The following is an 11,926-nucleotide window of genomic DNA, read 5'->3' as shown; positions in this document are numbered from 1 at the left end:
TTCAATTTTCTCAAAATTTATAAAAAATCACTTAAATATTTTTTAAAGCTATTGTGTGAAGTAATCTGTCCACCTATCGTGTAAGCTGCATGCGACGATACACAGGCTTCGGCATCATCAAGATATCTGATAAAAGCGCTTTATCAGATGTTATGCGATTACGCAGACAAGCGCCCGCAATCCGATCAACATCGCAAGCAATGGTGGCGAAAGAACTTGCGGTAAAAGCGCATCATCCCTTTGTGCTTGTGCCACTCTACAAAGATGGGTCTGCCACTGCTGCTGACGCCCAGGGCGTGCAGTATGTGTGCTGAGGGGACGAAAAGGACTTTCCAACCCGCTTGCCGAAAGCGCATGCACCAGTCCAGGTCTTCGCAGTGCAAAAAGTAGCCGTCATCCCACAAGCCCACCGCATCGATCGCCTGCCGTTTGACGAGCATGCAGGCGCCCGAGATGGCCTCGACTTCGATAGGGCCCGGTGGCAAAGCTTGCTTATGCAGATGAAAATCAAAAAATAGCTTAGGCCAGCGCCGTTCAAAGCGGTTCAAGCCAAACGCCCGCACAAAGGAGCGCCAGGGCGTAGGTATGGCGCGCCGACCTCCGCCCTGCTCGGAGCCGTCCATATTCATCAGCAAGCCGCCCACCATGCCCACCGAGGGGGTCGCGTGCAACGCCTCTACAAGTAAAGGCACCGCCGTGGGCTCCAGGCGGCAATCAGGATTCAGAAAAAACACGGTATCGCTTTTGACCTGCGCATAACCCATATTACAAGCCGCCGCAAAACCATAGTTAGCTGTGTTGAAAATAAACTGCACACGCATGTCACCTGCAAATTGCAGGGCGCAATCCTGCATGCTTGTATCGTGTGACGCGTTGTCCACCACCACCACCTCAGCCACTTGCGGCAAAGCTGAAGCGATGCACTCGGCGAGAAGACGACCAGCGTTGTAACTAACTATTACTACAGAAGTCAAAATCGCTTTCAAGGCAAAAAATATCTAATAAAATTTAGGATAATTATCTCTATAAATATATAGGCGCGCGTAAATTTTTATATGGAGTACCAGGCCCGACGGATATATTTAAAGCATCTGTACATTTTTCTTTTTATCAAATTCCGAAAGCTTAGTTGTTGCGTCATCCAAAAGGCCCACTCATCGGCATGGGTAACAAAAACATTTCTAGAGTCTTCAGGGCTTATAGGTCTGGTCAGAATATTTTCTAGAACTGAAGGAAGCAATGCGCTTGAATGGTATTTTTCAAAATGATTTCGACCAGTTCGGCTGGCTTCCGCTAGCTCATCAACCGAAATAGTCTTGCAATAATTTAATAATTCTTCAGGACGATTCCAAACAAATGCGCCATGGTAGGCTAAATCTAGACCAGATAATATTTCCGAATAAATATGATTATGAAGAGCAACTGGAACACCTGCACCCATGGCTTCGATAAGTGTCAATCCTCCCCCGTAGGGAAATGAAGCGATATATAAATCTACTTTGTATGCTATCAAACTTTTCCAAACACTTGGAACGTATGGGATGTATACAAACCTTCCCCTTGAAACACCAAGCTTTTTTAGTCCAGCATGTATTCTAAATATTGCCCAAGGGCTTAATCGGCCTATGTGGATATGTGTGCCGCCAGTAGTTTTTAAAATGTGGGGTAGCAGATCAACATAACCAACAAAATAAGATACCTCAACTTTATTAGATCTTGCAGCCGTGCAGGTTATTAAATTCTTATTGGAAAGAAAAGGCGTTTCTTTGTCCCTATTCCTCAAATCATCGACTGTAAGCGGAACATAAAAATTATCGATAAGTAATGAATTTCTGCAATTGTGGTACCCCATAGGGTGTGGATCTATGTGATATAAATGTTCTAAATAAACACCCAAGCAAAAATGATGGTCCCCGTGATGGTAAAAAAATCCATTAATCTTCATCTCTGGTTGAATCGCGGCGGTTGCCACACTGTCATGGTGATTGTTAAATAAATAAACTCGTACAGGATTAAATTTTATTATATTTTCTTGGAGCCAAGTTAACTTATCAACGAAAGATTTTTTCGGAGATGGATAGAAAGCAATGTTTATTTTTTCTAGGATTTTATTATTAAATATACTTGCATCGGAACTTCCGTCGAGTTCGGTTGACAAAATTACATGTGACGCAGCAGGTTTACTCGATATGAAATCTCTAACGACTTTAGTGTGCCCCCCAGATTTTTGAAGTTTTGTAACGATGTAAACTATAGTTTCTCTTTCACTGGTTGATATATTTAGATGAGGAAAATAAAAGTTATTTAGATAATTTTTGAAATTTATCCCACCAATTCTTAGGCAGAGTTCGTCAAGTGTTTTGGAACCGAATACTTGTGATGTACATAAAGGCTCAGTAATAATTTCTTCAACTACTTGGTGAATACATTTCAATGCTAAGTCAAGCTGGTTAGAATCACACAATTTATTTATATAATCGGCTACAGCACTTACGGATGTGTTTTTCGAAAACATATTTTTTACAAATAAAAATTAATCACCTTCTTTAACCTTTCGAAGATTTTCAAGAGTTTGATTGATTAGCGTCGATGATGTTGTTTTAGTGTAGGGGAAATAAACAACACGAACATTTAAATCTTTAAAATCATCATCTATCTCCTTCCATTTTTTTGATTCATACCAATCGTCCCCAACAAACATAATATTGAACTTATACCTTTTGTAAGCATCAATTTTATCCATTGAATTTTGCGAAACAGCCAAATCGACATAGCGACAGCTAGAGACAATCTCAATTCTTTCAGAAAATGGAATCACTGCACTTTTGTTTTTATAACTTACGAGCTCATCAGTGCTTACGCCCACTATTAGCTTGTCGCAGATTGCCTTGGCATTTCGTAGAAGTCGAACATGACCAATATGAAATAAATCAAAAACACCGGTTGTGTATCCAATTACCATCCTAATACATCCAAATTAAAAGACCTAAAAAATTCATATTCATCTATTCTCGACATGCTTTTGGTGGCGGTAGAGGAAAAGCCTATTTTTTTCCTCTGTAGAGGCCCCCATATATTAAAACTTTCCAAGATATTTCTGAGAGGGATTTTTGAGAAATATTTATTTATTTTTTCTGAAGCAGGTTGTCGGTACATATAACTCAGTATATCCATTGTCACGAAAGGCACTCGAGCCTCTTTAGAAGCCGCCATACTTGCTCCATCCATGCGTCTCAGCAATCCAGGTAAATGGACATCTAAGAAAAAGTCTTCCAAGAAGGCAATATTTGATTTAGAACCTCTCATTTCATCAATATAATCAAATAATCTTTCTGTATTGCAAGACACAGATGCGTAGCCATAAGTCTTTAGAAAATCTGCTGTCGATATAGTGGTCGTATTCTCAATGGCGGAACGGAAAATGTTGTCGTAGCCAAAAAAAATCTCATCAGCCCCTTCTCCAGTTAAAACAACTTTTTCCTTGGACCCCATTGCAGCACATGCCAAATATATCAATCCTTCGTTCGGGACACTCAGAGGCTCACCTCGTAAACGTATTAAAAACTCCCAACTATCCCGCAAATCATCTGGGTGTACGTTAACTTCAATCAGATCCAATTTAAGAAATTCAGCAGTCAATTGAGCCTCTTTAAACTCGTTGTTATCTTGATTTCCGACTGTGTAGGCTTTTTTAACCGATGATATCGCTGCAATAATCGTGCTATCAATACCCCCTGATAAAAGACAAACATTTTCTACGTCACCTAGTTCGTGATTTCTAATAGACTCTTTTATAAGATGTTCTATCTTATGTTGATTAAACTTTTCAGGGTTAACATCGTACTCTCGCCTTTTAATTCGTGATGATATATTTCCATTAAAATATATTGTTCCTGGAATAATTTCTGAAATTTCATTGAAAAATGTAAAACCTGGCAAAGGGCGACGAATTATTTTCCATTCCGCAATAGATTGTTCGCTAACGCTACACTCCACAATTGATCTAATTGATATTGTTTCAGAGGAGATAATTGTCTTATTATTTGTTTTCAATATATAAAGCGGTTTAATACCAAATCTGTCTCTAGCAGCCCACCAGTCACCAGTATTCTTATCAACTATAACAATAGAAAACATTCCATCCAGCATTGGAAATATTTTTTCACCAATTGCAGAAAATCCTTCCAATATAGTTTCTGTATCTGACGAGGTCTTACATTTCAAAAGTAATATTTTCCTTAAATTTTTATGATTATATATTTCGCCATTAAATATAATGCAATATCTACCATTATCTGAGTTCATCGGTTGATCTGCTGCCGGAGACAAATCTTGTATTGATAATCGAACATGACCAATCATTATTCCATCCCGAGCGCGCAAAGTTCCCGATGCATCTGGACCTCTCCAGATCTGCTTATCCAGAGCTCGCCGAAAACTTAAATCATCAATTTCAACTGATGATTTATAAAAAAGAATTCCACACATATAGATCTAGTCGGATTTACTTTTATGGATTAGAACCGCAAATATTTCTTCATTTCTTCTATGATCTTAAATGAAGAACATGGATAATTAACCTTCAACCTCCTATTGACGAATTTAAGTCGTTCCATTTTCATATTATCATTTTCTGATATTATGACATAATCAATAAAACTAATAATATCATTTTTGGATGTCGCGTGGTAGTGATGCTGCAAACAGGCTTTGCCGATTGGTGCAAATTCTTCCAAAATTACATTAGGTCTAGAGAAAATAAAGCAACTTGGTTTATCTGTGAATAAATATTCAGCCACAAATGAACCGCAATCGTGTATCAACGCATCGCTATTTTTAAATAAATCAAAATAATCTGAACCCTCGCTGTACACGACATTTCTATGGTTGAGCAGCGATCTTAAGTATTCGATAACTTTATCCATTCCCCAAAATTCATCCTGTTGTAATGTAACAAAAAGAAGAGGGTGTGGCCTGAATACAAAATCTATATCAGGGTACAGATAAGGCAAATCCAAGAAAAAATTTGCATATTTTAAGAAACTACTAAGATTAACCCCTCCATCCCACTGGCTAACTGTGTGATGTGGTGCAATGATGATTCTTTTACGAACTCTCGGATATACTTGAGTGCTTTCCAAAGCATCCATTTTGGGATAGCCCACAACCAAAGCATTCTTCCCTTTCATTTGAGAAAAGTCTATTAACTCAGTAAGGTTTTCTGGGGTACTACAAAATATTTTCCAAAAAAAATTAAATTCATTGAGTGCTATAACTTTTCTGTCATACAAGCTAACGGAAAAAGTGTAATTAATGAAAAAAGGAATAATATTCTTTTTCACTATTTGGCTAATTTGGAAATATTCGTGCGTAAGACAGTCATATGGGTTTGAAAAGCATACGAAATCTAACTGACTAGAAAAGTCAACGAAGCTATCATTTTTAGCATCGTAACCAAATTTAATTTTTTCGTATTTTTGAGAAAAAGTATTGTATGACTTTTCTAACTGAAAGATCATATTTTCACGACCGCGCATTGTGTCGGGGATTAGAATAATGGTCGGACTAAACTCATCTGATTTTTCGAGTAAGTTATATAAAGATTCTCCGGGAAATGCGCTATCGTATAAAATAAAAAAACCAACAGATATACGTATTCCTTTTGAGTAATTCTCTCTTGCTGACTTTAGACTTTTTTCCAGAAATATTTGACATTCAGGTAATTCTGGTTTGTCTTTAGCTACGGGAGGTGAATTATTCATTTCTTAAATTTAAGATTTCAAAAAGAAGCACCAAAATCTATTAACGTCTGTGCCACGTACGTTGCATCGGCATTAGTAAATGTTGATGAAATTGGAAGACTCAAGACTTCGTCCGCGAGAGTCTCTGAAATTGGTAACTCATAATTTGAATATTCTGTATAACAAGCTTGCTTGTGCGGAGGAGTTGGGTAGTGAACTACAGTTGAAATCCCATTTTTTGCTAAATGATCTATTAATTTTTTTCTATTCTTACTTCTAATGACATAGAGATGCCAGACTGGATCAACATAATTTGGGGTGTAAGGTAGAACTATGTTCTCATCTACCAATAATTTGGAATATGTATTAGCTATTGCGCAGCGGTGAGTATTCCACGAGTCTAGTGCTATTAACTTTACGCGCAGAAACGCCGCTTGAATCTCATCAAGACGGGAGTTGTATCCAGCAATATCATGCTGATACTTCGTCGCTGAGCCATAATTTCTTAGCATTCTGACTTTTGACGCAATCGCTTCATCATTTGTGAGAATTGCCCCTCCATCCCCTAAAGCACCTAAATTTTTTCCCGGGTAAAAGCTTGTTCCTGCGGCATGTGCTAGTGAACCTACGCGACGACCCTTGTAACGTGCCCCCTGTGCTTGAGCTGCATCCTCAATAACAATTAATCCATACTCCTTTGCAATAATATTTATTGCATCCATATCGGCAGGTTGTCCATATAAATGAACAGGCATGATCGCTTTGGTTCTTTTTGTTATTGCTTTTCTAATTAAGTCAGGGTTAATATTGTGTGTACTAATATCTGGCTCAACCGGAATCGGGATGGCCCCGCATTGCGAAACTGCTAACCAAGTTGCAATAAAAGTATTCGATGGTACTAATACCTCGTCGCCCGAACCTATTCCATATGCTTGTAATAGTAAATGAAGCGCTTCAAGTCCATTTCCAACCCCAATACAGTATTTAACCTCACAATATTGAGCAAATTCAGACTCGAATGCTTCAAGTTCAGGACCCATAATGAACCATCCCGAATTCATTACACGATGATAGGCCTCATCGAGCTGTGAACGCTGGCTTGTGTGCAATTCTTGTATGTTTAAAAAAGATATGGATTTCATGTGATTATTTTTTTGCAGAAGTAATGAAGCTATTATATTCTCTATAATAATCTAATTCATCATAATAGTCCGAGGCCAGCACCATACAAACGGCACCTGAGGAAAAATTATCAATTTCGCGCCAAATCATTGGGCAAACATATAACCCATAATAACTTCGATTCATATGGATGGTTTTTTTTCCAAATCCGTCATCAAGATGAATGTCGAATGATCCGGACATCGCTATGACTAATTGATGTAAATTTTTGTGTGCATGGCCACCCCTCTCAGAACCGCCTGGAACATCATACAGATAATATACTCGTTTTATGTTAAATGGTATGTGCCGACCTGCTTCAACAAATGTCAGATTCCCTCTTGGGTCATTTATTTTAGGTAAGTCTATAATTTGGCATTTATTTAAATTCATTTTAATAAACAGGACGACCTGACTCAATTAATTTTTTCTCAAAATATTCAACTATTTCTAATAATTTAATATTGGTTGGTTTTACTCCTTCTAATACATAGCTATATATTTCATTACGAACTGACTCGAAACCATATTTTTTGATTGCATACTCATTGATCGATATGGCTTTGCCAGGTACATATTTGCAAAATGGACGTACATTTTTAGATAATGCCGCACCCATGCCAACGATTGAATAATCTCCAACTACTGTGTGTTGATGAATTGAACATCCGACTGCTAAATTTGCACCTGTTAATATCGTAACAATTCCCCCCATTACCACCATTGGTGTAATAACTACATCGTCGTAAATAATAGCATCATGTGGCACATGAACACTTTGCATTATATAAACTCTATTTCCAATTTTTGTGATGTCGCGATAGCAAGGCTTTTGTATGGCGGTATATTCTCTTATGATATTATCATCACCAATTTCAATCTTCGAATTGGAACTGTCGTATCTTGGATTGCGTGTGTCTTGCCCAGGTGTGCCTATAGTTACATGAGGGCCAATGATGTTACCATTTCCAATTTTAGTTGGCCCAAAAATAACTGAATAAGGTCCGATTGTGTTGTTTGATCCGATTTCAATATTTCCTTCAAGAATAGCTGTCGGATGAATTTTATTGTTCATATGCTGATAATATCTGTTGAATTTCTCTAGTTGAAATAGAGAAATCTGCATGAATCGAGTTTTGGTTATTCAGTGAAGATTCACCAAGTATGTAGTTTATTTTGTTGCCTGTAGAGCAAGCAATGTTTTGCCAGTACCAATAACTTGTATCTGGATTTTTGGATAGAAAAATAAATATATCAACATTATTCTTGCAAAAAATAATGTTCGCTAAAGCTGCACCTGACGCTGAAAAAATTATCCTTGCATTTCTGAAGACATTTACCTGTTCTGCGAAATTTAACTTTTCGGGCTCTACGATTGAGAATCCATTAGATATCAGTAGATTTTCTATTTCGTCTGAATTGGTTAAATTTCTTGCGTGCGAATTTCTTTTTATATATATTTTCTCTGGTGATTCTATAGTTAAGTTATTCTTTAATTTTTCAATAATTTTTTCTTTGAAAGAATTAATGCCGTCAGGACTAAAGAGTCCGTGAGAATGATTAATTAGGAGTTTATTTCTTCTTTCAAAAGGAACATATCCTGTAACTGACATAGCATAAAATTCATTTACGAAAATATCTCTACCTAATGGTACTGTTACTATTTCTCTGAGCTTCCCAACTGCAAGGAATAGAGATTCCAATATATTTTTATGCAAATTGTCATTTATGATTAAAGGAATGTCTTCGTAATCTTTGTTGTTGCAAAATAATGAAATTCTAGGTAGGACTTCCGTTAACCAATGGGCATAATTTGTAGCGCATGCATCGACGAAAAATGCACCACGTTCAATATTAATTGGATTAATATCTTTTTCTAAAAATTTGGCTTTTAATTTATTTTTACTTAGCTGTAATCTTCCGTGAAGCTCTTCGCTTGTATAGTCATGTTTGAAATTGTAAAGATCGTGGTGAATTATAAAATTATCTGAAATTAATAAATTTGATCCTCCCGTTGCAGTGATATTTCTTAGTTTTAAAAAGTAAATTTGCGGGTATAAATAGCTATCGTGAGGAGATATTAGATCCTTTTGATCTTTTGCCGGATTTACTTTGGGCGGTGGGGTAATAACGAGTTTGGGTGTCGAAATTATATTTTTTGTAATATTTTTATACTCGGCATACGTTTCTAATTTTATTAGATTTAACCAAGGTGCGGAGTGATTTTTAAATATTTTGTTTGTAGTTATTTTTATATAAGTTGGATAGTATTTTTTCCATAATTCTATTGCTATAAGTCGTCCGATCGGGTTGGGTTTTATTTTATTTATATAAAATTTTCCAAATGGTGATCCTTTTAATTTTTCGAAGCTACTATATTTTTTTTGATTGTTGGAGTAATGCTTTATTTCATTGATAAACTGGTTTAATTGATCACTGTGTTCCGCTAAGCCTGATTTCTTGGAATGAAGTACCGGGTGTTTTTTTATTACCAGTGATCTTAATATATTTAAATCTATATTTTCTCCGGTAAAATTTACTAGTTTTAAAAAATATTTTGTTGCCTCCCAATTTTCATTGTTCAATAGCGATATTAAGTAGTTTTTTATTTGTATATTTTCTCCGCATGCGGCATGAATAATTTTTTGTTCTAGGGTTTTGGCCTTTGAGAATCTTGCTGACCATTCTTTGGATGCAATAAGCGATTGTCGAAAATTTTCTGCTTCAACGGCAGAAAGTGTTTCTATTCTTCGGTATATTTTTCTTAAATCTGGGAAAATTTCGTACGCTAGAGCCCAGTCTTCTTCTATGGATATGCTTATTATTTTTTTTGTTTTTAAAAAGGTTTTATTATTTTGTATGTCTAACATTTAGTTTCCTAAAATATATTTGTCTACTATATCTTTTGGTTCTCCGTCCCCTACCACTTTCCCGTGATCGATCCATATAACTCGATTACATAGTGATTTAATCAATTCGTGATCATGTGAGACCATAATCATAATTGTTGCATCATTGATTAATTTGTGCATTCTATTTTTCGCTTTTAGCATAAATTTTGCGTCACCACCTGCAAAAATTTCATCTAAAACCAATATGTCTGGGCGCATTGCTGTTGCTAGTGAAAATGCAAGCCGCATGTACATGCCAGTCGAGTAGTATTTAACCGGAGTGTCTATAAATTCTTCAAGTTCAGCAAATTCAATTACTTCACTTTCGATCAAATTTATTTCAGACTTTTTGTATCCAAGAATTGAACCATTTAAGTAGATATTTTCTCGTCCAGTAAATTCAGGATGGAAGCCCGCACCAATTTCCAGAAGTGGAGCAATTTTTCCATTAATAATTACTTTACCACTTGACGGTGAATAGACGCGACATAGAGCTTTTAATAGCGTACTCTTTCCTGCTCCATTTCTGCCGACGATGCCGATCCTGTCACCCGAGTTAATTTGTATGGAAATATTATTGACGGCTAGAAATTCTGTATATGCGGAATTTTTTCTTTTCTGAAAGATTTCAGAAAAATAGCTCTTTAATGACGCTGATTTGTCATGATATATTCTAAACTTTATTGATAAATTGGTTGTTTTAATGCTTGACATTTTATAATCTAAATATTATTTTGTTTTCTTGGGATTTAAATATTAATACGCCAATTGTTATTGCTACTAACGATGTGGCCCCTGCAGTTATTAAGGTTTCAGTGCTAGGTGCTTCTGCATAATATATTGGTATGCGAAAAAGATCGATAAATGGCACTACCGGATTAAATTTTAGAAGCCATTTCGCATTACCTGTTATGGCGTCATGCTTGTAAAAAATAGGAGTTAGGAAAAATAGGCCCTGCATTGCAATTAGTATCACATGTTGTATGTCTCGGAAAAAGACTGTTGCAATTGACATTGTGAGACCTACGCCTAGGGAGAATAAATATAATAGGATATATGATGGAATTATGTATAAAATATTCCAAGATAAACTTCCACCAATTGCAATAATTATTGTGAATAGAGCTACAAAAGATAGAATGCTATCTATTAGTAGTGCAAAGGAAATACTTAGTGGGAAAATTATTTTCGGCAAGTATATTTTTTTTATCAAGCCTTCATTTTGAATTAGTGCTCCGCCGGATTGAGTTACAACTGAACTAAAGAATGTCCATGGAATCATCGCTGAAAAAAGAAAAACTGAAAAATCCTTCAGTTCTGATTTGAATAGAGTTGAAAATACTATAGCCATTATGGTCATCATTAAAATTGGATTTATTAATGTCCATAAGTATCCAAAAAATGTTCGTCTATAGCGAAGTATTAATTGTTGCGAAGTTAGCTGAAGTATAATATCTTTGCTTGCTAATAGTTCTAAAATAATAGTTTTCATTTTTTGTGTGTATGTATTTTGCGGAATTTATTTAATTTTATTTAAATAAAAAAACCTCGTAAACGTTAAGCTCACGAGGTTTTATTTTTATAGACACATAACTTTTCATGACTGTATGTTAGTCCATGAATCTGGCGGAAGCGGTGAGATTCGAACTCACGGATAGTTTCCCATCGCCGGTTTTCAAGACCGGTGCAATCGACCACTCTGCCACGCTTCCAAGCCTTCCATTCTAACCTTGGTATTTACACCTAGGTTACAAAACGTACACCATTTAGAGGATGTCTAAAACACAGGCATCGCCCAGTGCATCGCGCCATACGCGTACCCGGCTCACAGCAGGGCGTACGTCGGCTAGCTGTGCTGCGATATAGGTACACAGGTTCTCCAGCGTAGGAGTGCCGATCTGGGGCACTTCGTCCAGCAGGTGGTGGTCTAGTTGTTCGCGTACGGCTTCCAGGCGCTGCCGCAGAAAGCCCAGATCCAACACCATGCCGTTGGCGGGGTCGCGCGGGCCGCTGACGCTGACTTCGGCGTGGTAGGTGTGGCCGTGGATGCGGCGGCTGCCTGCGGCTTCGATCTCGCGTTGCAGGGTGTGGGCCGCGTCAAAGTAGAAGCGTTGGCTGATGGTGTACTGCATG

12 protein-coding genes and 1 tRNA gene are annotated in these 11,926 nt (G+C 37.0%); all 13 read right to left on the bottom strand.

All coding sequences use genetic code 11. From position 1 onward, the window contains the following. Positions 1–185 precede the first annotated feature (185 nt). Positions 186–986 carry a glycosyltransferase family 2 protein gene (locus tag AC097O_RS06545; RefSeq protein ID WP_479592029.1) on the bottom strand — a complete coding sequence of 267 codons (801 nt, stop codon included), beginning with the start codon at positions 984–986 and terminating at the stop codon, positions 186–188. Positions 987–1,051: 65 nt separating this feature from the next. Continuing rightward, entirely contained in the window at positions 1,052–2,515 is a 1,464-nt protein-coding gene (locus AC097O_RS06540) for a glycosyltransferase (RefSeq protein WP_479592028.1), read from the bottom strand. Positions 2,516–2,533: 18 nt separating this feature from the next. Next, positions 2,534–2,962, bottom strand: coding sequence for an FAD synthase family protein (locus AC097O_RS06535; protein WP_479592027.1), 429 nt, complete (start codon positions 2,960–2,962; stop codon positions 2,534–2,536). Beyond that, on the bottom strand, positions 2,956–4,488 hold the full coding sequence (gene asnB / locus AC097O_RS06530) for an asparagine synthase (glutamine-hydrolyzing) (RefSeq protein ID WP_479592026.1): 1,533 nt from the start codon (positions 4,486–4,488) through the stop codon (positions 2,956–2,958). Before asnB ends, AC097O_RS06535 begins: the two co-directional genes overlap by 7 nt. Before the next feature lie 29 nt (positions 4,489–4,517). Further along, positions 4,518–5,762, bottom strand: coding sequence for a hypothetical protein (locus tag AC097O_RS06525; RefSeq protein WP_479592025.1), 1,245 nt, complete (start codon positions 5,760–5,762; stop codon positions 4,518–4,520). A gap of 17 nt (positions 5,763–5,779) precedes the next feature. Next, positions 5,780–6,883: a DegT/DnrJ/EryC1/StrS family aminotransferase gene (locus tag AC097O_RS06520; RefSeq protein WP_479592024.1), complete on the bottom strand. Its 1,104-nt coding sequence runs from the start codon at positions 6,881–6,883 to the stop codon at positions 5,780–5,782. Positions 6,884–6,887: 4 nt separating this feature from the next. Next, on the bottom strand, positions 6,888–7,295 hold the full coding sequence (locus AC097O_RS06515; protein ID WP_479592095.1) for a sugar 3,4-ketoisomerase: 408 nt from the start codon (positions 7,293–7,295) through the stop codon (positions 6,888–6,890). A gap of 1 nt (position 7,296) precedes the next feature. Beyond that, complete coding sequence (locus AC097O_RS06510; RefSeq protein WP_479592023.1) at positions 7,297–7,977, bottom strand: hypothetical protein; 681 nt, start codon at positions 7,975–7,977, stop codon at positions 7,297–7,299. Beyond that, positions 7,967–9,772: a glycosyltransferase family 61 protein gene (locus AC097O_RS06505; protein WP_479592022.1), complete on the bottom strand. Its 1,806-nt coding sequence runs from the start codon at positions 9,770–9,772 to the stop codon at positions 7,967–7,969. The genes AC097O_RS06510 and AC097O_RS06505 overlap by 11 nt, the downstream gene beginning before the upstream one ends. Further along, a complete protein-coding gene (locus tag AC097O_RS06500; RefSeq protein ID WP_479592021.1) occupies positions 9,773–10,507 on the bottom strand; it encodes an ABC transporter ATP-binding protein in 735 nt (244 codons plus the stop codon). 1 nt (position 10,508) lies between these two features. After that, a complete protein-coding gene (locus AC097O_RS06495) occupies positions 10,509–11,285 on the bottom strand; it encodes an ABC transporter permease (protein ID WP_479592020.1) in 777 nt (258 codons plus the stop codon). Positions 11,286–11,417: 132 nt separating this feature from the next. Then, positions 11,418–11,505: transfer RNA gene (locus AC097O_RS06490), tRNA-Ser, on the bottom strand. A gap of 54 nt (positions 11,506–11,559) precedes the next feature. Beyond that, positions 11,560–11,925: a 6-carboxytetrahydropterin synthase gene (locus AC097O_RS06485; RefSeq protein ID WP_479592019.1), complete on the bottom strand. Its 366-nt coding sequence runs from the start codon at positions 11,923–11,925 to the stop codon at positions 11,560–11,562. Position 11,926: the final 1 nt, after the last annotated feature.

Source organism: Rhodoferax sp. LS1P39 (assembly GCF_056521425.1).
This window is presented reverse-complemented; position numbering and strand designations above follow the sequence as displayed.

Bases quoted from the DNA above. Each gene is read 5' to 3' on its own strand.
- AC097O_RS06485 (WP_479592019.1), bottom strand. From the start codon at position 11,925: ATGCAGTACACCATCAGCCAACGCTTCTACTTTGACGCGGCCCACACC.
- asnB (WP_479592026.1), bottom strand. From the start codon at position 4,488: ATGTGTGGAATTCTTTTTTATAAATCATCAGTTGAAATTGATGATTTA.
- AC097O_RS06505 (WP_479592022.1), bottom strand. From the start codon at position 9,772: ATGTTAGACATACAAAATAATAAAACCTTTTTAAAAACAAAAAAAATA.
- AC097O_RS06515 (WP_479592095.1), bottom strand. From the start codon at position 7,295: ATGAATTTAAATAAATGCCAAATTATAGACTTACCTAAAATAAATGAC.
- AC097O_RS06510 (WP_479592023.1), bottom strand. From the start codon at position 7,977: ATGAACAATAAAATTCATCCGACAGCTATTCTTGAAGGAAATATTGAA.
- AC097O_RS06500 (WP_479592021.1), bottom strand. From the start codon at position 10,507: ATGTCAAGCATTAAAACAACCAATTTATCAATAAAGTTTAGAATATAT.
- AC097O_RS06525 (WP_479592025.1), bottom strand. From the start codon at position 5,762: ATGAATAATTCACCTCCCGTAGCTAAAGACAAACCAGAATTACCTGAA.
- AC097O_RS06535 (WP_479592027.1), bottom strand. From the start codon at position 2,962: ATGGTAATTGGATACACAACCGGTGTTTTTGATTTATTTCATATTGGT.
- AC097O_RS06520 (WP_479592024.1), bottom strand. From the start codon at position 6,883: ATGAAATCCATATCTTTTTTAAACATACAAGAATTGCACACAAGCCAG.
- AC097O_RS06495 (WP_479592020.1), bottom strand. From the start codon at position 11,285: ATGAAAACTATTATTTTAGAACTATTAGCAAGCAAAGATATTATACTT.
- AC097O_RS06540 (WP_479592028.1), bottom strand. From the start codon at position 2,515: ATGTTTTCGAAAAACACATCCGTAAGTGCTGTAGCCGATTATATAAAT.